The sequence below is a fragment of the Micromonospora sp. NPDC048909 genome (assembly GCF_040649635.1).
Taxonomy (GTDB): Bacteria; Actinomycetota; Actinomycetes; order Mycobacteriales; family Micromonosporaceae; genus Micromonospora.
Genome location: NZ_JBEZFU010000010.1, coordinates 130,173 through 154,171, shown reverse-complemented (window position 1 = coordinate 154,171; position 23,999 = coordinate 130,173). Strand labels below are relative to the sequence as shown.

Here is a 23,999-nt window from a genome sequence, read left to right as displayed (position 1 = left end):
GGGAGGTCCAGGGCGATGATGCTGTGGATCGCTGGGGCGAGCGTGAGGTATCAACGGCTGGTACTCGCCGTCGCGGTCGCCCTGATGGCCGTCGGCTTCTACGAGATCCGCAGCACATCGGTCGAGGCGCTGCCGGAGTTCGGGCCGGTGCGGGTGGACGTGCAGGTCGAGGCACTCGGGTTGTCGGCCGAGGAGGTCGAGAATCTGATCACCAACCCGATGGAGAACGAGTTCTTCAACGGCATCCCGTGGCTGGCCAAGCTCGAGTCCCGCACGATCCCCGGTCTGTCGTCGATGGAGATGACGTTCGAGCCGGGCACCGACCCGATCCGGGCGAGGCAGGTCGTGCAGGAGCGCCTCACCATGGTCGCGATGCTGCCCGCGGCCTCGTCGAGGCCACCGCTGGTGGTGCAGCCTCTTTCGTCGACCGGTCGGCTCATGATGATCGGCCTCTCGTCGCAGGACCGCTCACTGATCGACATGTCGCTGCTGTCCCGCTGGACGATCGTGCCGCGGCTGCTGAGCGTCCCCGGCGTGGCGAACGTGGCCATCTGGGGGTTCCGCGACCGGCAGCTTCAGGTACAGGTCGATCCCGCGAAGCTGATGCAGAACGGCGTGACGCTGGACCAGGTTCTGCGCACGTCCGCGAACGCCCTGTGGGTCTCGCCGCTGACCTTCGTGGAGGCGTCGACGCCCGGCATGGGCGGCTTCATCGACACCGCCAACCAGCGGATCGAGATCCAGCACAACCAGCCGATCAAGACCGCGCAGGATCTTGGCAAGGTCACCATCCAGGGCGCCGAGGACCGGGCGCTGCTGCTGGGCGATGTCACCCAGATCGTCGAGGACCACCAGCTCCTCATCGGCGACGCCGTCGTCAACGACGCCCCGAGCCTCATGCTCGTGGTGGAGAGGTTCCCGGGGGCCAAGGTCGCGGACGTGACCCGGGAGGTGGAGGCCGCGCTCGATGAGCTGAGCCCCGCCATGCCCGGCGTCAAGATCGACACGACGGTCTACCGGCCGGCCACCTTCATCGAGAAGACGGTCGACAATCTGACCACGACGCTGATTCTCGGCGCCATCCTCCTACTGCTGGCGCTCGGCGCGTTCCTGTTCGACTGGCGCGCCGCGCTGGTCAGCCTCGTGAGCATCGCGGCTTCCGTGGCGGCGACGGCGCTGGTGCTGTCCTGGTTCGGCGTGGCGCTCAACCTGATGTCCCTGGCGGGTCTGGTGATGGCCCTCGCCATCGTCGTGGACGACGCGGTGGTCGGCGTGGACAACGTGCGGCGACGGCTGCGGCGGCACCGCGAGAAGGCGTCCGACGAGCCGGTCTCCGACATCATCCGGGAAGCCATCCTCGAGGTACGCGGCCCGCTCGTCGTCGCTGCGGTGATCGCCGCCGTGTCGGTGATGCCCCTCTTCGTCCTCGACGGGGTGCGTGGCGCGTTCCTCACACCGGTCGCCCAGGGCTTCCTGGCCGCCACGGTGGTCTCGCTGGTGGTCGCGCTGACCATCGCCCCCGTGCTGGCGACGGTTCTGCTCTCCCGGTCGTCGCTGCCGCAGCGCGGGTCTCCGCTCGCACAAGCGTTGCAATGGGCGTACGCCGCGCTGCTGTCTCGGCTTCTGCGCCGGCCCGTGTGGTCCTACGCGCTGGTCGGCCTCCTCGTGGTGACCAGCCTGGCCGCACTGCCGTTCCTCGGTGCGCGACCGCTGTCCCCGACGCTTCAGGATCGGGACCTACTGATCAGCTGGGAGGCGCCGCCCGGCACGTCCCGGCCGGAGATGAACCGGATCACGAGCGCGCTCAGCGCCGAGCTGCGTGCCGTCCCCGGTGTGCGCAACGTAGGCGCACACACCGGTCGGGCCCTGGCGTCGGACCAGGTCGTCAACATGGACTCGGGCGAGGTGTGGCTCAGCGTCGACTCCGGTGCCGACTACGCCGGCACCCTCGCCGCAGTGCAGCAGGTGGTGGATGGCTACCCCGGCGTGCAGAGCGATGTGTTCACCTACACGGACAAGCGGATCCGGGAGGTGGTGACCCGCGGTGCGGCGGAGGACCTCATCGTGCGCATCTACGGCAACGACTACGAGGTTCTCAACGAGAAGGCAGATGAGGTGCTCGGCATCATCGCCGGCATCGACGGCGTCGCCGAGCCACGGGTACGCACCGCGCAGGTCTCGCCCGCGGTCCAGATCGAGGTCTCCGTCGCCGAGGCCGCGAAGTACGGCCTGAAGCCGGGCGACGTGCGCCGGGCGGCCGCCACCCTCATCTCGTCCACCGTCGCGGGCAACCTCTTCGACGACCAGAAGGTGTTCGAGGTCGTGGTGTGGGGCGTGCCCGAGGTGCGCCAGAACCTGTCCACCGTCCAGAACCTTCTGATCGATGCGCCGGTCGGCGGACCGGGCGGCGGCCCGACCCAGGTGCGCCTGGACGATGTCGCCGACGTCCGGGTCGTGGCGAAGCCGGAGGTCATCACCCACGACCAGGTCTCCCGCAGCATGGACGTCGTCGCGAACGTGCGAGGGCGTGGTCTGGGCGCCGTCACCAGCGACGTCAAGGATCGCCTCCAGCAGGTGACGTTCCCCCGCGAGCACCACCTCGAGGTGCTCGGAGAGGCGCAGGCGCAGGCCCGTTCCGATCTCCGAGTGTGGACCTACGTGATCGGCGCCTTGATTCTGATCTTCTTCTTGCTGCAGGCCGGCCTCGGTAGCTGGCGGCTGGCGGCGCTGTATGCGCTGCTCCTGCCGACGGCACTGGCGGGCGGGCTGCTACTGGCGGCTCTCGACCGGGCCGACGTCTCGGTGGTTGCGCTCCTCGGGCTGCTCACCGTGCTGGCCATGACCGTTCGGGGCGGCCTGCTGCAGATCAAGCGGTACCAGCGATTGGAAGAGGAAGGCGTCACGTCCGGTGCCGAGCTGGTCGAACTCGGGTCGCGGCAGCACTTCACCGCGGCGGTGACGGGCATCCTGGCGGCGGGGCTGGCTCTGCTCCCCATGGTGATCTACGGCAGCGTCTCGGGCCTCGAGATCGTGAGCCCGCTCGCCCTGATCATCCTCGGTGGCCTGGTCACGATGGCGCTGCTGAACCTGATCGTCCTTCCCGTCCTGTACCTGCATTTCGCCGTCCGGCCCAGCCCTGCGGCCCGGGCTGAAGCTCCGGGCGGTTCACCACCCCCGCCCACGCCACGAGCCGGTACGGCGGGCACGGAAACACCCTCGAACCCGGCTCCGGCGTGACCGGGGACCAGGTGAGTGCCATGCGCGGACAAGGAGGCGGCCACATGCGACGCAGTGGTCGATGGACAGCAGCGATGCTGATCACGTTGGGTGGCCTGGCTTCGACGGCCTGTACGGCGCCTGACTCGGCCGCCGGGGGCGGACACTCGGAGAGCCCCGTGACCGTGTCGGCGATCCCCGGCAGGGACGTCAAGAAGGTGGTTCTGAGCTCGCGGGCGGCGCAGCGATTGGACATCCGGACCCTCACCATCGGCGCGGCGCCGGCGGGAGCGCCGAGCCCATCGGCCGGTACGCCGGCGAGCGTCGTGCCCTATGCCGCGGTGCTGTACGACCCGGCGGGCGTTACCTGGGTCTACACCGTTCCCCAGCCGTTGGCGTACGTCCGCGAGAAGGTCGTGGTCACGACCGTTGGCGGGGCCACCGGGACCGACGCGTACCTCTCCGAGGCGCCGCCGGCGGGGACGACCATCGTGACGACGGGCGTGATGGAGCTCTACGGGGCCGAGCTCGGGGTCGGCAAGTAGCCCCGTCCCACTGAGTAGCGAGGGTAGGGAACCCCAACCATGATGCGCTGGATCATTGGAACGAGTTTGAAGCTCCGGTTCCTCGTGGTTGTCGGGGCCTCGATGTTGATGTTCTTCGGCGTCCTGCAGATCCGGGACATGCCGGTCGACGCCTTCCCCGAGTTCGCGCCGCCCCGGGTGGAGATCCAGACGATCTGCATCGGGCTGTCCGCGCAGGATGTCGAGGAACTTGTCTCCGTCCCCTTGGAGCAGGGACTCACCGGGATCGAGGGCCTGGACGTGATGCGCTCCAAGTCGGTCTCCCAGCTCTCCTCGATTCTCCTGATCTTCAAGCCCGGGACGGATCTCATGGCGGCCCGCCTGCTGATCCAGGAGCGTGTCACCGCCATCACCCCGAGACTGCCCCGCTGGGCCAACGCGCCCTTCATGATCCAGCCACTGTCGTCGACCAGCCGGGTCATGAAGATCGGAATATCGCAGGCGGACAAGTCCGACGCCGCTCACATCGACATGGCGCTGCAGGCCTACTGGACGCTGCGGCCCCGGCTGATGCGGGTCCCCGGGGTGGCGAACGTGGCCATCTGGGGTGACCGCTGGTCCACCAAGCAGATCCAGGTCGATCCCGAGCTGATGAGGCAGCACAACGTCACACTGGCACAGGTCATGGAGGCCGCCGGAGACGCGGTGGACGTGGGTCAGCTGAAGTTCAGCGGCGGGTTCGAGATCGGTACCGGCGGGTGGATCGACACACCCAACCACCGGTTCCAGGTGGAGCACCAACTGCCCGCTCTCACCGGGCAGCAACTGGCCGAGATTCCGATCGAGGTGCCGAAGGGCGCCAAGCCGGTATACCTCAAAGACGTCGCTCACATTACGGATGACGTCATGCCGCCGTCCCTGCTCACCGGGGACGCGGTCATCAACGACGGGCCCGGCCTCATGCTCATCGTCGAGAAGCTGCCATGGGGCAACACCCTTGAGGTGACCCGCGGAGTCGAAGCGGCGCTGAAGGACTTCGCTCCCGGCATGCAGGGCCTGAACGTCGATACCGAGATCTTCCGGCCGGCGACCTTCATCGAGACCTCGGTCGAGAACCTCGGTCGGGCGATGGTCATCGGCTTCATCCTCGTGGTCCTGATCCTGGTCTTCTTCCTCTTCGAGTGGCGGGTGGCTCTGATCAGCACCATTTCGATCCCGCTCTCCCTCGTCGCGGCGGGACTCGTGCTCGACTGGACCGGAGCCACGATAAACACGATGATCCTGGCGGGGCTCGTGATAGCCCTCGGCGTGCTCGTCGACGACGCCATCATCGACGTCGAGAACATCGTGCGTCGCATCCGCGAGCATCGGCGAGCGGGCAGCACGAAGTCGACCGCCACCATCATTCTCGACGCGTCGGTGGAGGTGCGAGGCCCGATCGTTCAGGCAACGATGATCATCCTGGTCGCCACGGTCCCGATCTTCCTGCTCACCGGGCTCACCGGCTCGTTCTTCCGACCCCTGGCGTTCGCCTACGGGCTGGCGATCCTGGCCTCCCTGCTGGTGGCTCTGACGGTCATCCCGGCGCTCGCCCTGATGCTGCTGGCCAGGGCGGCGATCGAGCGGCGGGAGTCACCTCTGGTGCGCTGGCTCCAGCGGGGCTATACGGCGCTGCTCGCACGCATCATCCCCCGTCCCGCCGTCGCCTACGCGACCGTCGCGCTCGTCATGGCGGGCGGCGTCGCGGTGGTACCGCTGCTGGGGCAGAACCTGTTCCCAGCGTTCAAGGAGCGGGACTTCCTGATGCACTGGGTGACCCAGCCCGGCACCTCGCGAGAGGAGAGTGTCCGCATCACTGAACAGGTGAGCGGGGAGTTGCGAGCGATCCCCGGAGTCCGCAACTTCGGCGCCCACATCGGGCAGGGCACGTTGGCCGACGAGGTCGTCGGTATGAACTTCACCGAGAACTGGATCAGCATCGACCCGAACGTCGACTACGACAAGACGCTTGCCGCCGTGCAGCAGGTGGTCGAGGGGTACCCCGGGCTGCAGCGCGATGTGCAGACCTACCTCAAGGAGCGCACGAAGGAGGTGCTCACCGGCTCCAGCGAGGCCATCAGCATCCGGATCCTGGGGGACGACCTCGACGTGCTGCGCCAGAAGGCCAACGAGGTCAAGGAGCTCATCGCCGGGGTCGACGGCATCATCGACGAACACGTGACGTTGCAGACCGCCGTTCCGCAGGTGGATGTCCAGGTTGACCTGGCCAAGGCGGCACGGTACGGGATCAAGCCCGGCGACGTACGCCGGACGGCGGCCACCTTCATCGCCAGCGAGGAGGCGGGCGACATCTGGCGGAACGGCAAGAACACCGAGGTGCACGTCTGGAGCGTGCCGAGGGCGCGGTACAGCATCGAGAGCGTCCGTAACCTGCTGATGGATGCGGCGGACGGCAGCAAGGTCGCGGTGGGTGAGCTGGCAGAGGTGAAGATGATCCCGACGCCCAACCAGATCCTGCGGGAGAACGGTTCGCGGTACATCAACGTGGGCGCCAACGTGGCCGCGGGCAAGGCGCTGGGAGACGTCGCCGCCGAGGTCCAGCGTCGCCTGGCGACGGTGGACTTCGCGCCCGGCTACCACCCCCAACTGCTCGGCGAGTACAAGGAGGCGACGAGCGCCCAGGACCGGCTGCTGCTCTTCGCCGGCGTCGCGGTGATCGGGATCCTCTTCCTGCTGACGACCGCCTTCAACAGCTGGCGACTGGCGGTTCTCGTACTCCTCACGCTGCCGATGGCTCTGGTGGGCGGGGTCCTCGCGGCATACCTCGGTGGCGGCATCCTCTCGCTCGGCTCGCTGGTGGGATTCTTCACCGTGCTGGGCATCGCCGCCCGCAACGGCATCCTGATGATCAACCACTTCCAGCATCTGGAGAGGGAGGAATCTGAACAGTTCGGCCGTGGTCTCGTCCTCCGGGGCGCGAAGGAGCGGCTTTCGCCGATCCTCATGACCTCCTTGGCCACCGGGCTTGCCCTCGTTCCCTTGGTCATCGCCGGCAGCCTTCCCGGTCACGAGATAGAACACCCGATGGCGGTCGTGATCCTGGGCGGCCTGGCCACCTCGACGCTGCTGAACCTGTTCGTTCTGCCGTCGCTCTACCTACGCTTCGACCGGGACAGGGATCGGGCCACTCGCGGGCGGCGTCCGCTCGCCCCACGCGGATGGTCCGCGGCCCTGCGGCCCAGGAGGTCCGACGGCTGATCGGCGGAATCGCTGCCTCACGCCGGTGGATGGTCGTCGTCGCCGACGGGGCCGACGGGCGGCTCGGGAAGGTCAAGCGCAGGATCGCCGCGCAGGATCGCTCTCTCCAGCTTCTGCAACTGTGCGCTCGGGTCGAGACCGAGTTCATCGACGAGGCGGCGGCGGGTAAGCCGGTAGGCCACCAGCGCGTCGGGGGCACGGCCGGCGCGATACAGGGCGAGCATGAGCTGCGCGAGCAGTCGTTGACGGTACGGGTGCTGGATGACGAACTCGGCGAGTTCGTCGATGACAGCCTCGTGCCGACCGAGTCGCAACTGCGCACCGAACCACTCCTCCAGGGCTGTCAGCCGCGCTTCCTCCAGCCCTTGGCACAGCGCTTCGATCGGTGGCGTCACCACGTCGGCGAGTGGCGGCCCGTGCCACATGTCGAGCGCACGCCGCAACAACGACGCTTTCGCCACGTCGTCCGTCGCGTTACGCGCATCGCTGAGCAGGGCGCGAAAGCGGTGCGCGTCCACGCACATCGGGTCCGCCCGCAGCACATACAGCGGGCCACGGGTGTGGATCTCCACGCCGTCACGGCCCGCCCCGGCCAGGGTCAGGACGGTGCGCAACAGCGACACGCGCACGTGGATCGCGTGACGAGCGCTGTGTGGTGGCGACTCAGGCCAGGTCAGGTCCACCAGGCGCTCGACCGGAACGAATTGATTCACCTTCAACGCGAGGACCGCCAGCACAAGCCGCTGTTGGCGCGGCCCGAGGTCGAGTCGCCGGCCCTCCACCCACGCCTCCACCGCCCCCAACAGTTGCAATTCCACAGCTTCCCCCTCGCCGTGAAGTGTCTGCACCTCCTCCGCCTCGTTGCGCAGGGCCTCAGATCACGCCGCTGATGTCCGAAGACAGTCACGTTGATCGGCGTCGGCGCCTTCTCCAATTCCGTTGGCTGGGCGAAGATCTGGGCCCGGACCACTGCGCCTGAACGATCCTTAAATCACGCTTTAACAGAATCGACGGAGGGCGGTCAAGCCTTGGACCGGTTTGTGAAACTAAGCGGTGGATCAGCCGTCGTTGTCCGGTTCATCGAGTGTCGTCGCGCTGAGGCCCGCGCATCATTCGTCGCATATTTCCAGCATCTTCCTAAAGAGACCTCGGCGCGCAGCCGCTCCGAGGCGGCGGACCCCTCGAAGGGCCGATGGATGATCAGCGAGCGGGTAGGCGGACGACGAACCGCGCACCGCCCGACGATTCATCGGCGATCATCGACCCCCCGTGCGCCTCGACGATCTCTGTCGCGATGGCCAGACCCAGACCGGTGCCGCCGGTTCGATGGCTCCGGTCGTCATCGAGTCGCGCGAATCGCTCAAAGACTCGCTGACGGTCCGCCGGTGGTATCCCCGGCCCATCGTCCTGGACGACCAACGTGACGCGGTGGTCGTCGCTGGAGAGCTCGACGCTGATCAGGGAGGAGGCGTAACGCTCGGCATTGTCGAACAGGTTGCGCACCGCCCGCGTCAGGTCATCGCGGCGGCCGTCCACCGCCGCCGCCGACACTGCGCCGGTGTCGACCCGCAGGCGACCGCCACCACGGATCCTGCCCGCTTCGGCCAGGACGATGTCGTCAAGGTCGACGGGGCGGGCCGCGGGGCGGGGGGCGCCGGCGTCCGCCCTGGCGAGAAAGAGCAGGTCCCGAACCAACCGCTCCATGCGACCGTTCGCCGCGAGCAGGTCGGCCGCGGTGTCGTTCCAATCGGTGCGGTCGGGGTGAGCGAGGGCAACCTCAAGATCGGTACGCGCTGCGGCGAGCGGGGTCTGCAACTCGTGCGAGGCGTCGGCCACGAAGCGGCGCTGACGCTCAGCGGCGGCATCCAACCGGTCAAGCATCATGTTCATGGTGCCCGCGAGCCGACTGATCTCGTCGTCGGTGGCTGGCACGGAAACACGCCGGTCGAGGGACCGTTCAGAGATGTCGGCGACCTCGGCCCGGATGGCGTCCACCGGCCGAAGGGTGCGGCCGGTCACGGTCCAGGTGGTGAACGCGACGATCGCCAGCAGCAGTGGCGCGCCGGTGGCCAACGCACCCTGGAGAACGTCGACGGCGTCATCGACCGGGGAGAGGCTCGCCGCCACGTAGACGGTCACCGGCCCGGCCGGCGTGCTGGTCGGCAGCGCGATGATCCGGTAGCTGCCTCCCTCGCCGAAGGGAAGATCGTCGACCGTACGGATCTCAGACACCGGACCGGGGGGACGCAACCGTCCAAGCGACTGGTCGCGCCGCAGCCCGGCGGTGGCGGCCACGACCCGGCCGGTGTCGTCCACGACCTGGGTGATGCTGCCGTCGTCGCCCTCGACGGCCAGGTCCACGGGGAGCGTGCCCTGCCGGGCCAACGCCGCGATGTCGTGCGCACGGACCTTCGCGATGTCGTCGACGCGTTCGACGAGCGAACGGCGAAGGAACACGACCAGGCTGACGGCGGTGACCAGGAGAGCGACACCCACGATGACGGTGGCGGCCATGGTGGTGCGGGCCCGCACCGTGGTGAGGCGTGCCCGTGATCGGTTGCGTTCAGCCGCCATCGGGGTCCAGTCGGTAGCCGACGAGGCGTACGGTCTGGATCGCGGACCGGTCGAAGGGCTCGTCGATCTTCCTGCGTAGGTGCCGAATGTAGACCTCGACGATGTTGGGGTCACCATCGAATGCGAAGTCCCACACGTGGTTGAGAATGGTGCCCTTGGAGAGGACTTCGCCTGGGCGTCGCATGAGGAACTCCAGGAGGGCGAACTGGCGGGGAGTGAGTGACACCTCCGTTTCCTGCCGCCAGACACGGTGAGCGGCCGGGTCCAGCCGCAGGTCGCCGACGTGCAGCGTGGCCGGGCGCTCCCGCGAGCCCCGGCGCAGCAGCGCCCGGATTCTCGCGACCAGGACGAGGTAGGAGAAAGGCTTGGACAAGTAGTCGTCGGCGCCCGTGTCGAGCGCCTCCGCCTCGTCGAGTTCACCGTCCTTGGCGGTGAGCATGAGAATCGGCGTCCAGTTACCGGCCGCGCGCAACTCGGCGCACACCCGGTAGCCGTTCATGCCGGGAAGCATGATGTCGAGGAGGATGACGTCGTAATCGCCCTCCTTGGCCCGCCAAAGACCGTCGATGCCGTCGAGCGCGACGTCAGCCGCGAACCCCTCGGCCTCCAGCCCCCTCTTGATTGACCGGGCGAGGTGCTTGTCGTCCTCTATCAGGAGGATGCGCACTCCCCGAGTGTGCCACCTGCCGGCTTACCGCCCGCTGAAGCTGACCAGCGGTTTCGTCCGTTCAGCCAGTGTTCAGCCGGTCGGCCGTACGCTCGCGGCGACGTCCTGGTCGGACGGATCGCGGGTGGCCTCTTGTCACCTTCGCGCCAGGCGAGAAAGGGGGACGCCGATGGTCCCCGCGCAGCTCGAGGCCGTGGGACTCACCAAGCGGTACGGGAATCGCACCGCCGTCGACGGGTTGAGCTTCACGGCACGACAGGGTGAGGTCGTGGGACTGCTCGGCCCGAACGGGTCGGGCAAGACGACGACGATCCGGCTGATCAGCACGATGCTCGCAGCGACGAGCGGAACGTTCTCGGTGGCTGGTGTTCCATCCACTCAGCCGACGGAGATCCGACGGCGGATCGGCGTGCTGCCCGAGAGCACCGGCTATCCCGGACACCAGACCGGGACGGAGTATCTGCGCTATCACGCCAGACTGTTCGGCCTGGCCCCCGCGGACGCCACAGGGGTCGTCCGGCGGCTCCTGACGGACGTGGACCTGGCCCAGCGTGCCTCGTCGCGGATCTCGACATACAGCCGGGGCATGCGGCAGCGCCTGGGTATCGCCCGGGCGCTGGTCAACGATCCCGCCGTCGTGCTCCTCGACGAACCGACGCTCGGCCTCGACTTGGCAGGGCAGCGTCAGGTCCTGACGATCATTCGCGAGATTGCGGCTCGCCGAGGAACCACTGTCATCCTCAGCACCCACACCCTCCCTGAGGTGGAGGAGATCTGCACGAGGGTGCTGATCCTGCACAACGGTAAGACTCTCGCTTCCGGGACCTTCGCCGAAGTCACCGGCACCGTCGCCATCCAGCGGTGCGCTCAGATGCGGGTGCCGGTCGAGCTGGTTGGCCGGGCCAGGGACGCTCTCGCCGGCGTCGCCGGCCTGACGGTGGAGCCGGTCGGCGAACGTCCCGACATCCTCCGGCTCACCCGGCACGACGGGCGGGTCGCTCGACAGGACGGCCCGGATGTGGGCATGAACGAACCGCTGCGGGTGGTGCTGGGCGCCGCGGTGCCCGTCCTGTCCTTCGAGGTCGAAGGCGCACGGTTCAGCGACGCCTTCCTTTCGCTGACTGGGGAGGGTGTCCGATGACCGCGGGGGTGACGGGGCGCGTCCGGGACGCCGTGGCCAGCGCGGGTGCGGATCGCGACCATGGCCGGGGTTGGTGGGTCGTCACGGGTCAGGAGTGCCGCGATCTGTGGGTGAGCGGACGCGGTCCCGGGTTGGTCTTCGCGTTCAGCCTCGTCCTGAGCGTCATGACCTACCTCGCCGGCACCAGCCAGGTGCTCAACTTCCTCGAGCAGCGCGAGGCGGTGAACCTCACCCTGCAGGTCGCGGTGGCTGTCGGCGTCCTCGTCACGCTCGTCGTCAGCGCCGACGCGATCAGCGGCGAGCGGGAGCGGGGCACGCTGGAGAGCCTGCTGCTCGCGCCCATCTCCCGTCGGGCCATCATCGTCGGGAAGATGGCGGCCGCGTTGTCGCTCTGGCTCGCGGCCTTCGTGGTGAGCGTGCCGTATCTGTGGGTGCTCGCACGTGGCGTGTCCATCGTGGGGCGGGCGCTGCTGCTGGGCTTGCTCGTCGGCACACTGCTGGCGGTCGCGCTCGCCGCGCTCGGCCTGCTGATCAGTGCCGTGTCGAGCTCCAACAAGGTCAGTCTCGCGGCGAGCCTGTTCCTGCTGTTCGCGCTCTTCGCGCCGACTCAGCTGCCCGGTGGCGCGCCGAAAGGCTGGTTCGGAGAGGTACTCGTCCGGCTCAATCCGGTCGACGCGGCGCTGCACTACCTGACGGCTGTTCTCGTCAACGGGCATGCCTGGACGCGGGATCTGTCCTATCTGGTCTCGCCGCTGGTGACCGCTGTCCTGGCCGGGGGTGTCCTGATTGCCGTCGGCACCCGGATCGTCCGCCTGCAGACAGGGGTGAGCGGGAGATGAAGACAGGGTTGGTTGGCGTGGCGCTCATCGGACTGCGGCTGGCGCTGGCGACTCCCTTCGGGCTGGCGGCGGCGGAGGCTGCTCCGCCGCCACTGCCGGGCAGCATCGAGGTTGTGCTGGATGAAAATCGGGTCTACACCGTCGTGGGCGAGAGGTTGACGGTTGGGTCCCGGGTGGTGAACTCGGGTGACGCGCCGACCGACCGGCTGGTGGCGCACCTCAACGTCGCGAGCCTGGACGGCGTCTATGTCGACCTCGAGGACTGGTCGGCGGAGGTGTCCCGCGAGGTCGGGCCGGTGGCCCCGGGCGGCAGCACGGTGCTGTCCTGGCAGTTCCAGGCCGTCAACACCGGCAACTTCGACGTTTACGTCGTACTCATGCCCAACGGCATCGCCACGGCGGGGACCGGTCCGCTGCTGGTGAGCCAGCCGGTACACGTCACGGTGGCCGGAAAGCGGACGCTGACCGCCGCAGGCTCGCTGCCGGTCGCCATCGTCGTCCCGCTCGTGCTCGGTCTGCTCGCCGCAGTAGCCCGATACCGCGTCCGGCGATCAGGCTGACCAGGAGCCGAGCTCAGCGTCTTGCTTCCGGTCGAGGGACGGCGCGCCGGGAGCCGACAAGAAGGCGCACGACCTCGGCCGCCAGCTGCCCGGATCGGTAGGGCGACCTCAGGTGGCTGCCGAGCGCGACCGCAGCGAGCAACGCCAGGAATCCGCACACGCCAAGCCGACCGAAGTGGGCGTAGGCGCCGACGCCGAGCCAGGAGCCCACCCCGCCCCCGAGATAGGCGCAGGTCATGTAGGCGGTGTTCAGCGCACGAACCACATCATGCAGTGGACGGAGCACGACCGTGGTGGGCACTTCGCGGCGATGGAGGAACCGGAACTCCTGGTCGACGACATCAGGGCGTTCTTCCGAAAACTTCGCGAGCCAGACATCGACCACTAACCTGACGTCGTGGTGCAACGACGTCGTGGCCTGCCAGAGCGGTACACCGCCAACCGATCGGCCGGGGACAGCGGGCCAGCCCGGCCCGGCGTGGCGCCCGGTTCCCGCGGTTCGGCCGGCGTCGGGTTCGCGGCGCTCTACGGCGAGTTGGCGCGACACCCGTGGCGGCAACCGGACGCCGACCAGGACACGTACCTCCTCTTCTACACCTCGTCGCTGGCCATGGGGTGGCTCGACGACATCGGCGCGACCGTCCGGCAGACCGCCGGGGGTTTCGAGGAGAGCGAGCTCGGGGCGGCCGGTCTGTGGGGCATGAACGACGCCGGGGAAGCTCACCCGCTCGCCGCTCCCGGGTCGTCACTGGTCGCCTGGTTCCAGGTGGGGTTCGAGCTGGTGCCCGGCGACCGGCCGCTGCCCGTGCAGCCGTTCCTGCGCTGCGCGGGCGACGCGGTGGCCCGGATGGGCACCCTGAGGTTGCGGGCGGTGCAGATGTTGCTGCCCGTGCAGGGTCTCGATCCCTCGTCGCGCCCGCGGTACGCCCCGATACCGTCGCTGCGTACCGCCGGCTGGTTCACCGGCGGCGACCCGGGGTCGAGGACACCGGTGCGGGTCACGTTGGACAGCGGCCAGGCCGCGTCCATCCCGTCGGCGGCGCCGCGGATGCGGGAGCAGTTGAGCCGGCTGGACCAGGACGTGTTCGGGGTCGAGTCGCTCTCCCTCACCGATCACGACCCGCTGACCGCACGGCCGCCGTTCGACGACACCTTCTGGAACGGCCCGTCCCGGCACCGGGCGACCTTCCACGGGACGCTCGCCGAGTGGTCGCTGGACGCGCTCGGCTGGCTGGGCGGCTTCCTCGCCGACCTGAGCGCCCGGCACGGGGTCAGCACGCCGCTACTGATCACGGCCAGCCGGTCGTAGTCGGCAGCCCCTCCCTTCCGCTGGTTCAGGGCTGGCCGAGGTCGGTGCAGTACGCGATCGTCGCGTCGTCCGGCGCCACCGCGTCGCGCGCCTCGGCCCGCCGGACCCGACGGATGATCTCGGCGGGTCCGCTCGACGCCAGGACGGCCAGGACTTCCGGCCAGTCGGCGAGGCCGAACCGGTCCACGATGCGGGTGGCGCCGTTGCTGAGCAGGACGGCGCCGGTCAGCTCGGCGACCGGGAGGCTTCCGGTGAGCGCCTCGTCGGCCGCCCGCGGGTCGTCCTTGGCCAGCCAGAAGCCGCCCGGCTGGTTCCGGTTGGCGCGCAGGTCGCGCAGCAGCCGGTGGTACGCGGCGCTGCCCTCGGCGACAGCCGCGAGCGCGGACTCGTACGACCGGCTGATGATCACTTCGCGGGGGTCGGTGACGACGAGCGGGTCACCGTCTGCCCGGTCGAGCACGACGGCCGAGTCGCCGAGCACCAGGTGCTCGGCGAGGCCGTCCGACACGCGCAGGATGGCCACGGTCGCCGACGGGCTGATCGGGTTGGCGACGTCGCAGGTGTCCCGGTGATCGTCCGTCACCTGCCCGATGGCCTCGGCGAGCAGCGCGGACAGGCTATGGCCAGGCACGAGTGACAGGAGGTTGAGGAGGCTGCCGCCCAGGCGGCTGGCGTACCAGGCGACGCCGTGCCGGCAGATCGATTCGGTGCCGGGAATGCCGGCGCCGTCGATCAGCACCGCTGCCGTCGGTACGGCGCCGGTGAAGTCCTCGTTCGCGCGGCCGGTCCGCGCCGCAACGCTCGTCATCGTCACCCGCACGTCGCCGCCGCCCTCCCCCGGACAGGGCGCCGACCTCGACGACGCCGATGCACTTGGGCCGCGCCTTTCAGAGCCGTCGGACGCGCAGCACGCAGGTCAGCATCGGGAGGGTGAATTCGCCGTCCGCCGTCTCCGGCCTGCTCGCGAGGAAGGCGCGGATCCGGTCGAGCGTGGCCGCGTGTTCCTGTTCCGGCATGACCAGCATCCCCGCCCTGGTGGCGAGTGTCGCCACGAGAGAGTCGGCGGTGCGGCGCTGCCCGTGCGGGAACTCGGCCTGCTTCGGCGAGCCGAACCGGGCGGGCTCGCCGGTCTTCGGAAGGTGCGCTCCGGCCGTCTCGGCACGCCAACTGGCGGGCGTGTCACGCGGACCGATGGCCGCGCTCCCGCTGACCCGAGCCAGCCCGGCGACCCAGTCGACCTGGTCGTCCATGACGTTCCACAGCCCGGCAAGGATGCCGCCGGGCGCCAGGACCCTGGCGATCTCGGGTCCCGCGACGGCCATGTCGAACCAGTGCATGGCGTTGCCGGCCAGCACGGCATCGACGGACGCGTCCGGCAGCGGTATCGCCTCGGCGCTACCTGGCAGTGCCCGGGCGTCCGGCAGTTCGCGGCGCAACTCGGTCAACATCGCCGGGTCAGGCTCGACCGCGGTGACGTCGGCGCCCACCGAAGCCAGCGTGGCGGTGAGCTTGCCGGTCCCGGCGCCGAGGTCGAGCACTCGCAAGCCGGGCGCGGGCTCGAGCGCCCAGCGCACCGCGGCCTGCGCATAGTCCGGGCGGTGCTCGGCGTAAGCGGTCGCCGCAGAGCCGAACGACGAGGCGTGCAGGAGCCATTCGTCCTGTTCCATGCGCCGATCCTATCGGCGCTGTGCGGTCCTTCTACTGTCGTGCGGGGTCACGACCCGCCTCCCACATCGCCCGGGTCATCTCATACTCGACTTCACCCAGGTCCGCTCCCGGTGGCGGGTCATCCCAGAGCGGAAAGTACGTGCGCACATAGCGCATGCCGACGGCCTCCATCACGCCCCGAGACCCGGCGTTCACCGTCATGGTCTGTGCGATCACCCGGCTCTGCCCGACGGTGTCGAAGGCATGCCGCAGCAGGGCGCGGGATGCCTCGCTGGCCAGGCCTTTCCGCCAGTACCGACGGACGAGGCGGTAACCCAGTTCCGCGACGGTTGGGTCGTCAGGTTGGTCGGGGCCGTGCGCCGGAGGAAGCATCAACAGCCCGACGAACTCGCCCTCCTCCTCACGCTCCGGCGGTGTCGAGCCACGCGTGCCGCCGTCGGACCCGAACGCCATCCAGTAGCCCAAGCCGTCCACCTTGTGCGCGAAGGCCATCCTCTGCGCATGGGAAGCGACCACCTCGTCCCTGGATCGCCCCCGGCCGCTGAGGTAGCGAAGCACCTCCGGATCGGAGTCGAGCTGGATTTCCAGCTCCAGGTGCCGGTCGGCGAGTGGGACCAGCAGTAGACGGTCGGTGCGCAAGATCAGTTGAGGCACGCGGCAACGATCGCATGCTGGCGCCAGTGGTCAGGCCCGCCGGATGCTCGAGAAGTACCGCGTCCAGCTCTGGGCCCAGCAGCTCGGCACCGCGCAGACGGTCAGCGATGCCCGCATCCGCAAGATGCTGAGGCCGTAGCCGGCCCTACTCAGCGTCCTGTGCCTCGATCAGGTCGAGGTCGCGGACGCAGAAGCCGTGGTGCTCGAAGCTCTCGTTGAGCACTGTGCCGAGGCACTGCCGCACCGAGCGGCCCCGGGCGTACGGCGGCCAGACGTCGTCGTCGGGCACCGGCGCTCGCGCTGCGAGCTGCACAGCGGTGACCTCGTCGAGCCAGGCCTCGAGCTCGGCGGCCTGTGCGTCACGCACGCTCACGACCTCGTCGAGGGTCGGATCGAGCGAGAGGTCAAGCCCGTGCGCTCCACGGTAGGGCTCGACGGTCGTCCCGATGCCCATCGGGGTGAACAGCTCCGTCGAGCCCAGGCAGCAGCGGCGGAACCACGAGTCGTGGACGAAGACCAGGTGGCGCATCGTCTGCACCGCCGACCACTCGTCGTTCACGCTGCGGCGCTCGATGCCGGGGGTACGGCGGATTCGCTCGATCGTGGCGGCCCAGCCGGCATGGAGCTGACGCGATGCCTCGCGCAGATCGGCAGGGTCCTCGGAGCGGATCAGCACCCGCACCGGATGACGCCGGTCGAGCTCTGCCTCGACGTACTCGGTGACCTCGACACCGTTCACCACGAGGTTGGTGATGAGCCCGTCGATCACGGCATCCTGCATGACGACGCCGATCAGGCGTGCCCCGGTCAGATCGCACTCGCGGAACTCCGCACCGTGTAGATCCTCGTCGACATACCGCGTCATGCTCCGCATACTAGGTCCGAGCACCGACAAGCCAGCCTCCCCGGCTTGATTGGCCTCTTCTGGGCTTGCGGTGGGTTCGCCAGAATGTTGAGGTCACCGCGTTCGCGCGGGATCACGGGATCTCCCGCGCGGAAAGCCCACGAACACGGCGTAGCTCCGCGGCTTGATCGGGCACGGTGCCATCAGACACCAGTGCGATCGGTGCTGCGGGGATCGCTGACCCGGCCGGCGGCGTAGATGTCACCGGCACGTGCGGTGTCTCGCCACGGCCGGGCCTTGTTCAGTGCGATGTCGAGCGCGGGGTCGCCGCGGTCAAGGTCAACGCAGATCACATCGGGCCCATTCGGACGGGCGTGCTGCAGCAAATAGCCGTGCGGGCCGACCACCGCCGACGGCCGGGCTGGCGCGCACTCGGCGGGCAGAGCGATGCTGACCCAGAACCCGTTCACGGCAGCGTGCCCGCGGGCGATGACCTCGAAGATCGGGTCCTCGGAGAACGTGGAGAAGAGCACGCAGTCCACGCCGAGAGACCGCTGCTCCATCCACAGCTCGGGGAAATTGACCTCGATGCAGACCAGGCACCCGAACCGGAACCCGTCCACCTGGAAGGTGCAGGCGTGGTCGCCGGGCGTGTAGAAGCCGGTGATCTCAGCGTGGGACAGCAACCGCTTGTCATATCGGTCGGCCAGTTCGCCCCGATCGTTGATCACCCACAGCGAGTTGTGCGGTCGATGATCGCCGGACAACCGGTGGTTGCCTCCCACCACAACCCAGACACCGAGCTCCGCGGCCAGGGCCATCGTGCGGTGCAGTTCCTCGGTGACCGGCGCCCAATCGATACGCCATCCGGCGTAATACGGCTTCGCAGCGCCGGCATAGCCCGACAGCCCGCCCTCAGCGAGGTGAACCAGGCGTGCCCCCAGGTCAGCGGCCTCGCGCATCGCAGCTCGGATTGCAGCGCCGTTTGCAGCCGGATCCGTGGTGACCTCCGTTTGCGCGACGGCAATCCGAATCTTTCCAGTTGTGCTCACCGCGGCACCGTAACGGCTGGACGGTTGGCGGGAGGAGGGCCGGTTACGGGGCTACGCCAAGCACGACGGGCGAAACGCCGCTGATGGCTCGGCTGGGCGATCTGCCCAAGGCGGCCACCGTGCGGTGCAGGCCGGCGACGGAATCCGCGTCATCGCCTTGGCGGCACTGCGACGCCCCGAGGCCCGCCCGTAGTTTCCAGACCAAAGGTTGATCATCGGCCTTGTGAGAGAGAATTCGGGATTCGGTGTCACAAGCGATTAACGGCGGCCCCGCCCTGTCCGGCTGAGAGCGGCACCCCGCGGTGGCCTGAGCTGCGATCGAACGACTTTTGCGCGGGCCCGGATTGAGGCTAGTCGTCCGGCTCCACTAGGTAGGCATCCTTCGGAGGTGAGTGCCGGTAGAGGTCACTGGTGTACCAGCGCACCTTGCGCTATATCGGCCGTTCAGTCGTCTGTGGCTGACGATCGGCCATTTCCATGTGCGTGTGCCCATTCACGACGGCTACGAAGTACGGGTGACCAACGAGGTGACCGTTCCCCTGCTGCCCTGCGCCTCTATCGACGACGTCGTCGCCTTCTACGAGGTGCTCGGTTTCCACACCACTTTCAAGCAGCGCAAGCCCAACCCGGCCGTGGGGTTGCAACGTGAAGATCTACATCTGCAGTTCTTCGAGATCGCGGGGTTCGATCCGGCGCAGTCCTACGGTTCGTGCATCGTGCTGACCTCGGACACGGGGCAGCTGTACCGGGCTTTCGCGGCGGGAATGCGCGCCGCGTACGGCAAGGTGTTGGTCTCCGGGACGCCGCGGATGACCCGGCCCCGGGCGCGGAAGAACGCCGACGGGCTGAGCGGCTTCAGCGTCATCGATCCTGGCGGCAACTGGATCCGCGTCTTCCAAAACGCCCCGGCCTCCCCCGCGCCGGCGCCGACTGGGCGGCTGGGCAAGGCGATGGCGAACGCTGTCGTGCAGTCCGACTCCAGAGGGGACGCCCGGCAGGCGGCTCGGATTCTTGACAGTGCGTTGGCCCGTCCCGAGGTAGATGACGACCCGGTCGCGTTGGTGGAGGTGCTCGTCTACCGCGCTGAGGTTGCGATGGTCCTGAACGATCCGGCCACGGCGGTCGAGATGCTGGCCGGTGTTGACCGTGTCGCTTTGAGCGCGGACGAAGCCACACGGGCTGCTGCTGCGTATGAGGCCGCTACCGACCTTGCGGCAGCGCTGTCCTGGGTGCCGCATTCAGCCGACACCGTGCCCCGCCTGAGACCTTGAGCCAGGGCACGGTCAGCTACTTGCCGGAGCAGTCTCGGTCGGGCCTCGAGGCACACCGCACATAACTGTCATTATGATGTAGTGACGTTATGTCCGAACTGTCCGTCCACATTATCGGATTACTAATACCGACAATCCGATAATGTGGACGCAGAGCGCGCCGCTGGTGTCCGGGGTTGAGGAACGTCCGATCCCTCTGGCGACGGCGACGCTGCCGCGGGCGGCATGAACAACGGCGGGTCGTCAGCCTCACCGAACGGCGCCTGGCCGCGCTGCTCTGCCTGGTCGGCGACCCGGGCACCGGCAAGTCCCACCTGCTCATCGGCCTGGGCGCCGCCGCCGCGATGGCCGGCTTCCGCGTCCGCTACGTACTGGCCGCGAAACTGGTCAACGAACTCGTCGAAGCCGCCGACGACAAGATCTCAACAGGGCCATTTGGCCCAACTATGCGGCTATCGCCGGCCTGCGGCTCATCGTTCCCAGTGTCATCGCGGACGAGCACGAACGGATGCAGCTCCGCGCGTCCTATTCCTCCGGCTCCCAGGCGATCAGCTGGTCGAAGACGCGCCGGTCGCCGTCGAGCCGCAGCGAGTCCATCGGAATGCGGCCGTAGCAGAACATGACCAGCTCATTGGCCGTGCCCCGGGCGGAGACATAGGCCGCCTCCGGGCCCTCGTAGGCGACCGGCGTGGGGAGGCGGGCGGTCCGGGCGCCGTCGGCGGAGAACCAGAGCCGCCAGGAACGGCCCTCGGTGGCGTGGTAGTCGATGACCGCGGGCTTGTGCGGCCACGCGGCCGTCGTCGCGACGCAGGTGGTCAGGAACTCGTCGACACCGTCGAGGGCCACCTCGTCCGGCAGCGGCTGCGGGGCGCCCACGGCGACCTGGGCGTCGTAGGTGTGCACGGCGACCTGCTGGAGCTGGTGCCGGGCGACGGCACCAGTCGTCTGCGGCGACTGCGACGGACCCCACCACGTCCAGCAACCACGATCCGGGCCGGCCTCCCGCAGCGCGTCCAGCAGCTCCCCCGTCGACGCGGCGAACCAGGCCAGCAGGGCCTCGCGCTCCCGGGGCGCCACCGGGGCGGACATCGCCGGCGGAGCGTCGGCGGGCCCCGCGGCCACGATGGCGGCCCACTTGCGGCGCCCCTCGCCCAGGTGCTGCACCAGGTCGAACAACGTCCACTCGGGGCAGGTCGGCACACGCACGTCGAGGCTGGGGGCCGCGGCGACCGCCGCCCGGAAAGCGGTCGATCGTTCGTCCATCAGCCGCAACAGGTCAGCGAACTCCAGAGTCTTTTCCACCGCGGCTTTGTACCACCGCCCCTCCGACGACCGACAGCGGATTTCCTCACGGGGTACCGCGGTCGGCGCGGTCGGACAGGAAGAACAGCGTCTCCGAGTCGGCCGACCAGCGTGGCCGGGACTCGGTTGCGGTGTCGGCGGTCGCCCGGCGCGACGCGACGGCGCCATCGGTGTCGACGAGCCAGAGTTCGGTGTCGAGGTGGTCACCGCTGCGGCTGATGGGAGCGAGGACGTAGCAGAGCAGGCGCCCGTTCGGGGCGAGCGCCGGGGTCTGCGGGTCACGACCATCGACCACGAGCTCGGCGGTCAGACCTGTCATGTGATCAGTCTGCCAGCATCGACAGGGCAACCACGCGATCGATCCGCCTCGGCGGATCGATCGCGAAGCGATATCTGTGGTCAGCCGAGCCCGTCGAGGACCGGGACCAACTGCTCCTCCTCGTACGCCAGGTGACGTTCGAGTTCGTCGGTGAGCTGCTCGACCTCCCGGCGCACCTCGGCCGGGTCGGCGGTGACGTCACCGACCACCGTCTGGAGCCGGTCGATCAGGACGGCGACCCGGCCATGCTCGGCGCGTAGCCGCTCCAGGGTCGGGCCGAGGTCGGGACGCTGCGCGGCCAACCCGACGAACATCCCGTCGTCCTCGTGGGTGTGGTGCTGGTGCAGCCCCTGACAGACGGCCAGGCAGTTCACCCGCAGCTGCACGCCCAGCCGCGGGCCCGACTCCGCGGCCTCACGGCGGATGATCGCCAGCTCACGCCGGAACGCGTCGTGGATCCGGATCAGGGCCGCGCCCCAGGACGCCGCCTGCGGTGGCCCGCCCGCGACCTGCTCGAGCGCGACCACCGGGATCACCCGGCTCGTCTTCTCCTGGTACGCGGCCCAGCCCGGGTCGGCCTCGACCGCTCGGGCGAAGACCTCGTCGCGCTCCGACCCACCGAGGACCACGGCGCGGGCCTGGTAGGTGAAGATGCCGTCCTCGACGGTGACCTTCGGATCGGCCAGGATGTTGCGGAACCAGTCCGGATGCCGCGGCGCACCGCCCGCCGAGGCGATGACCAGGATCCGGCCGCCGGTGTCGGGCAGGTATCCGACCGGGGTGGTGTGCGGCGCGCCGGTACGCGCCCCGGTGGTGGTGAGCAGGACCAGTCGGGCGCCCACGAAGGGGCCGCCGACGCGGCCCCCGTTGGCGCGAAATTCGTCGATCATCTGTTGGTTGAACACGTTCGGCATGCTCCGCTTTCAATGCTCGGCGGTAGACAGGAAACGCCGCCGCCTCGCGCTTGGCGCGTGGGCGGCACGGCGTGGATGAGGGGGGCGCGGCCGGTGCGGCCGCAAGCCGTTGCGCGACAGGGGCCCGGTCGGGACATCGGGCGGCAGGCGACGACGGGGATGGCGGGCCACGGGCCCGCCGCACGGTCACCCGGCGGCCGGGTGCCTTACTCGGTTGTGGCCAATGGCCGACCCGGCAGTCACGTCGACGACCCTAGTTCGCGTACCGCTCACGGGGCAACGGTAATAGCGCGACGAGCCGCGTGGTGCTCGAGGTGATCACCGTTCTCGGAGCGTGTAGCCGGGCGGGCCGGGTGGACCCGGCTACATCCCCGCTAGTGCGGTGGCGACTAACGTTCGCCGGCTGCCGGCAGTCGGGGAATTGTCGTACCGGTGGTGTTGAGTTCGGTTCGTGCCTCGCCGTCGGGATCCTGCCGCGCGGCGGGTCGTGCATCGCACGGCTCGGATCGGGTTGCGGGTGACGCCGGGGCAGCGACGGCGGTGTTTCGGCTTGCTGCGGTCGGCTGGTGATGTGTGGGCGTGTGTGTTGGAGGTCAACGCGTGGCGGCGTCGCCGCAGCGGTACGCCGTTGGCTGGCTATCAGGAGTTGTGTCGGGAGCTGGCCGCGTCGGGGCCGGGCACGTTCGGCGAGTTGGACAGCACGGGCGCGCGGTCGGTGTTGCGGCGCTTCTCCGACGCGTGGTTCGCTGCGGCGAAGCGCCGTAAGGCCGGCGACGAGTCGGCCCGGTCTCCGCGTCGTCGTCGCGGGTTGGTGCCGGTGCGCTGGTATCACGGCACCTTCACCATCGACAGCCGGCGGGTACGCCTCCCCAGCGCGAGAGGCACTGCCCCGTTGTGGGTTCGCCTGGCCCGTGACCTGCCGTACCCGATAGAGCAGGTCCGCTCGATCACCCTGCTGTGTGAGGGTGGTCGGCTGTTCCTCGACGTCACCGCCGAAGTGCCGGTGACCGTCTATCCGCCCGGCGAGGAGCCGGACCCCGGACGAGTCGCCGGGGTGGACCTGGGCATCATCCACCCCTACGCGGTAGCCGGGCCCGACGGGGAGGGGCTGTTGGTGTCCGGGCGGGCGGTCCGCGCCGAGCACCGGATGCACCTGGCCGACACCAAAGCCCGCCGCCAGGCGACGGCCCGGCGGGCCCCGAAGCCAGGCCAGCGGGGGTCACGGCGGTGGCGCCAATACCGCCGCCGGGAACGCGCGGTCGAAGGACGGCATCGGCGGCGGGTCCGGCAGGCCCAGCATGAGGCGGCCCGCACCGTCGTGTCCTGGGCGCAGCAGCAGCGGGTGGGGGTGCTGCACGTCGGCGACCCCCGCGGTGTACTCGACGTTGCGGCGGGGCGGCGGCACAATCTGCGGCTGCGGCTGCGGCAGTGGCAGATCGGTCGGTTGATTCAGGTCCTCACCGACAAGGCCACCCTGGCCGGGATCGCCGTCCACCTGGTCGACGAACGCGGCACCTCCTCCACCTGCCCCGCCTGCCAGCATCGGATACCGAAACCCCGTGGGCGCACCCTGACCTGCCCCCACTGCACCTTCTCCGGGCACCGTGATCTCGTCGCGGCCGCCATGATCGCCACCCGCACCCCGGGCGGCGGACCCACCACCCCCACGGCAGCTGTGCCTGGGGTGGTCACGCACCGTCGAGCCGGCCGGCACCTCCCCGGCGCCGGCCGGTCCCGGCGTGACCCCCGCCGCCCACCTAGGGCGGCGAGAGGATCAGTTGGCCCGCGGAGGCCCGCCCCACCACCTGGTGGGGAGTCGCTCGCCCGCAACGGCGAGGATCCACAACACCACACCGGAACACCCGGTGAACGTTAGTGGACACCGCA

At 69.2% G+C, this 23,999-nt stretch carries 22 protein-coding genes and 1 pseudogene; 11 read left to right on the top strand and 12 right to left on the bottom strand.

The annotated features are described in order from the left end of the window. The first annotated feature begins 42 nt into the window (after nucleotides 1-42). The 3 genes from AB0C04_RS24815 to AB0C04_RS24805 all read left to right on the top strand — a co-directional run bounded on the left by AB0C04_RS24815 (nucleotide 43) and on the right by AB0C04_RS24805 (nucleotide 6,998). Nucleotides 43-3,237, top strand: a complete 3,195-nt coding sequence (locus tag AB0C04_RS24815; RefSeq protein ID WP_357058526.1) for an efflux RND transporter permease subunit — start codon at nucleotides 43-45, stop codon at nucleotides 3,235-3,237. A 158-nt stretch (nucleotides 3,238-3,395) separates the two neighbouring features. Continuing rightward, entirely contained in the window at nucleotides 3,396-3,761 is a 366-nt protein-coding gene (locus AB0C04_RS24810; protein WP_357058524.1) for a hypothetical protein, read from the top strand. Nucleotides 3,762-3,800: 39 nt separating this feature from the next. Next, complete coding sequence (locus AB0C04_RS24805; protein ID WP_357058522.1) at nucleotides 3,801-6,998, top strand: efflux RND transporter permease subunit; 3,198 nt, start codon at nucleotides 3,801-3,803, stop codon at nucleotides 6,996-6,998. A gap of 17 nt (nucleotides 6,999-7,015) precedes the next feature. Here AB0C04_RS24805 and AB0C04_RS24800 read toward each other — a convergent pair whose 3' ends face one another. The 3 genes from AB0C04_RS24800 to AB0C04_RS24790 form a co-directional block, all read right to left on the bottom strand. Next, nucleotides 7,016-7,816 carry an AfsR/SARP family transcriptional regulator gene (locus AB0C04_RS24800; RefSeq protein ID WP_357058520.1) on the bottom strand — a complete coding sequence of 267 codons (801 nt, stop codon included), beginning with the start codon at nucleotides 7,814-7,816 and terminating at the stop codon, nucleotides 7,016-7,018. Nucleotides 7,817-8,198: 382 nt separating this feature from the next. Further along, the gene (locus tag AB0C04_RS24795; protein WP_357058517.1) at nucleotides 8,199-9,314 is read right to left on the bottom strand and encodes an ATP-binding protein; all 1,116 of its coding nucleotides are present in this window, start codon (nucleotides 9,312-9,314) and stop codon (nucleotides 8,199-8,201) included. 247 nt (nucleotides 9,315-9,561) lie between these two features. Next, entirely contained in the window at nucleotides 9,562-10,239 is a 678-nt protein-coding gene (locus AB0C04_RS24790; RefSeq protein WP_357058515.1) for a response regulator transcription factor, read from the bottom strand. A 169-nt stretch (nucleotides 10,240-10,408) separates the two neighbouring features. On the opposite strand from AB0C04_RS24790, the gene AB0C04_RS24785 reads away from it, so the two are divergent. Genes AB0C04_RS24785 through AB0C04_RS24775 form a run of 3 tightly spaced genes read left to right on the top strand, consistent with a single transcriptional unit; the run spans nucleotide 10,409 to nucleotide 12,779 of the window. Further along, on the top strand, nucleotides 10,409-11,380 hold the full coding sequence (locus tag AB0C04_RS24785) for an ABC transporter ATP-binding protein (RefSeq protein ID WP_357058513.1): 972 nt from the start codon (nucleotides 10,409-10,411) through the stop codon (nucleotides 11,378-11,380). Further along, nucleotides 11,377-12,219: an ABC transporter permease subunit gene (locus AB0C04_RS24780; protein WP_357058511.1), complete on the top strand. Its 843-nt coding sequence runs from the start codon at nucleotides 11,377-11,379 to the stop codon at nucleotides 12,217-12,219. Before AB0C04_RS24785 ends, AB0C04_RS24780 begins: the two co-directional genes overlap by 4 nt. A 17-nt stretch (nucleotides 12,220-12,236) precedes the next feature. Next, nucleotides 12,237-12,779: a hypothetical protein gene (locus AB0C04_RS24775; protein ID WP_357058509.1), complete on the top strand. Its 543-nt coding sequence runs from the start codon at nucleotides 12,237-12,239 to the stop codon at nucleotides 12,777-12,779. Between the two features lie 13 nt (nucleotides 12,780-12,792). On the opposite strand, the gene AB0C04_RS24770 is transcribed toward AB0C04_RS24775, so the two are convergent. Further along, on the bottom strand, nucleotides 12,793-13,164 hold the full coding sequence (locus AB0C04_RS24770) for a hypothetical protein (protein ID WP_357058748.1): 372 nt from the start codon (nucleotides 13,162-13,164) through the stop codon (nucleotides 12,793-12,795). Nucleotides 13,165-13,176: 12 nt separating this feature from the next. On the opposite strand from AB0C04_RS24770, the gene AB0C04_RS24765 reads away from it, so the two are divergent. After that, complete coding sequence (locus AB0C04_RS24765; RefSeq protein WP_357058507.1) at nucleotides 13,177-14,088, top strand: hypothetical protein; 912 nt, start codon at nucleotides 13,177-13,179, stop codon at nucleotides 14,086-14,088. A gap of 25 nt (nucleotides 14,089-14,113) precedes the next feature. Here the strand turns inward: AB0C04_RS24765 and AB0C04_RS24760 are convergent, their stop codons facing one another. From AB0C04_RS24760 to AB0C04_RS24750, 3 genes are all read right to left on the bottom strand, one after another. Beyond that, nucleotides 14,114-14,896 carry a hypothetical protein gene (locus tag AB0C04_RS24760; RefSeq protein WP_357058505.1) on the bottom strand — a complete coding sequence of 261 codons (783 nt, stop codon included), beginning with the start codon at nucleotides 14,894-14,896 and terminating at the stop codon, nucleotides 14,114-14,116. Between the two features lie 79 nt (nucleotides 14,897-14,975). Continuing rightward, nucleotides 14,976-15,755 (bottom strand): class I SAM-dependent methyltransferase, encoded by a 780-nt coding sequence (locus AB0C04_RS24755; RefSeq protein ID WP_357058503.1) that lies wholly within the window; start codon nucleotides 15,753-15,755, stop codon nucleotides 14,976-14,978. Nucleotides 15,756-15,786: 31 nt separating this feature from the next. Then, nucleotides 15,787-16,410, bottom strand: a complete 624-nt coding sequence (locus AB0C04_RS24750; RefSeq protein WP_357058501.1) for a GNAT family N-acetyltransferase — start codon at nucleotides 16,408-16,410, stop codon at nucleotides 15,787-15,789. A 43-nt stretch (nucleotides 16,411-16,453) separates the two neighbouring features. Between AB0C04_RS24750 and AB0C04_RS24745 the strand changes: the two genes are divergently transcribed. After that, on the top strand, nucleotides 16,454-16,549 hold the full coding sequence (locus tag AB0C04_RS24745) for a DUF3418 domain-containing protein (protein WP_357058499.1): 96 nt from the start codon (nucleotides 16,454-16,456) through the stop codon (nucleotides 16,547-16,549). A 6-nt stretch (nucleotides 16,550-16,555) separates the two neighbouring features. Here AB0C04_RS24745 and AB0C04_RS24740 read toward each other — a convergent pair whose 3' ends face one another. Further along, nucleotides 16,556-17,275 (bottom strand): DinB family protein, encoded by a 720-nt coding sequence (locus AB0C04_RS24740; protein WP_357058497.1) that lies wholly within the window; start codon nucleotides 17,273-17,275, stop codon nucleotides 16,556-16,558. A gap of 182 nt (nucleotides 17,276-17,457) precedes the next feature. Next, nucleotides 17,458-18,306 carry a carbon-nitrogen hydrolase family protein gene (locus tag AB0C04_RS24735; protein ID WP_357058495.1) on the bottom strand — a complete coding sequence of 283 codons (849 nt, stop codon included), beginning with the start codon at nucleotides 18,304-18,306 and terminating at the stop codon, nucleotides 17,458-17,460. Nucleotides 18,307-18,821: 515 nt separating this feature from the next. On the opposite strand from AB0C04_RS24735, the gene AB0C04_RS24730 reads away from it, so the two are divergent. Together AB0C04_RS24730 and AB0C04_RS24725 are read left to right on the top strand one after the other, a co-directional pair. Continuing rightward, nucleotides 18,822-19,577 (top strand): VOC family protein, encoded by a 756-nt coding sequence (locus AB0C04_RS24730; protein WP_357058493.1) that lies wholly within the window; start codon nucleotides 18,822-18,824, stop codon nucleotides 19,575-19,577. Nucleotides 19,578-19,753: 176 nt separating this feature from the next. Beyond that, nucleotides 19,754-20,200 (top strand): ATP-binding protein, encoded by a 447-nt coding sequence (locus tag AB0C04_RS24725; RefSeq protein WP_357058491.1) that lies wholly within the window; start codon nucleotides 19,754-19,756, stop codon nucleotides 20,198-20,200. Here the strand turns inward: AB0C04_RS24725 and AB0C04_RS24720 are convergent. The 3 genes and pseudogenes from AB0C04_RS24720 to AB0C04_RS24710 form a co-directional block, all read right to left on the bottom strand. Continuing rightward, entirely contained in the window at nucleotides 20,103-20,879 is a 777-nt protein-coding gene (locus AB0C04_RS24720) for a maleylpyruvate isomerase family mycothiol-dependent enzyme (protein WP_357058489.1), read from the bottom strand. The genes AB0C04_RS24725 and AB0C04_RS24720 overlap by 98 nt on opposite strands. A 49-nt stretch (nucleotides 20,880-20,928) precedes the next feature. Further along, a pseudogene (locus AB0C04_RS24715) lies at nucleotides 20,929-21,198 on the bottom strand (S9 family peptidase); the annotation flags it as partial. Nucleotides 21,199-21,278: 80 nt separating this feature from the next. Beyond that, nucleotides 21,279-22,103, bottom strand: coding sequence for a nitroreductase/quinone reductase family protein (locus AB0C04_RS24710; protein WP_357058487.1), 825 nt, complete (start codon nucleotides 22,101-22,103; stop codon nucleotides 21,279-21,281). Between the two features lie 460 nt (nucleotides 22,104-22,563). On the opposite strand from AB0C04_RS24710, the gene AB0C04_RS24705 reads away from it, so the two are divergent. Next, the gene (locus AB0C04_RS24705; protein ID WP_357058485.1) at nucleotides 22,564-23,988 is read left to right on the top strand and encodes a transposase; all 1,425 of its coding nucleotides are present in this window, start codon (nucleotides 22,564-22,566) and stop codon (nucleotides 23,986-23,988) included. Nucleotides 23,989-23,999: the final 11 nt, after the last annotated feature.

Excerpts from the sequence above, each read along its gene's own strand:
- AB0C04_RS24760 (WP_357058505.1), bottom strand. The coding sequence starts at position 14,896 with ATGACGAGCGTTGCGGCGCGGACCGGCCGCGCGAACGAGGACTTCACC.
- AB0C04_RS24755 (WP_357058503.1), bottom strand. The coding sequence starts at position 15,755 with ATGGAACAGGACGAATGGCTCCTGCACGCCTCGTCGTTCGGCTCTGCG.
- AB0C04_RS24785 (WP_357058513.1), top strand. The coding sequence starts at position 10,409 with ATGGTCCCCGCGCAGCTCGAGGCCGTGGGACTCACCAAGCGGTACGGG.
- AB0C04_RS24745 (WP_357058499.1), top strand. The coding sequence starts at position 16,454 with ATGCTCGAGAAGTACCGCGTCCAGCTCTGGGCCCAGCAGCTCGGCACC.
- AB0C04_RS24805 (WP_357058522.1), top strand. The coding sequence starts at position 3,801 with ATGATGCGCTGGATCATTGGAACGAGTTTGAAGCTCCGGTTCCTCGTG.
- AB0C04_RS24780 (WP_357058511.1), top strand. The coding sequence starts at position 11,377 with ATGACCGCGGGGGTGACGGGGCGCGTCCGGGACGCCGTGGCCAGCGCG.
- AB0C04_RS24740 (WP_357058497.1), bottom strand. The coding sequence starts at position 17,275 with ATGACGCGGTATGTCGACGAGGATCTACACGGTGCGGAGTTCCGCGAG.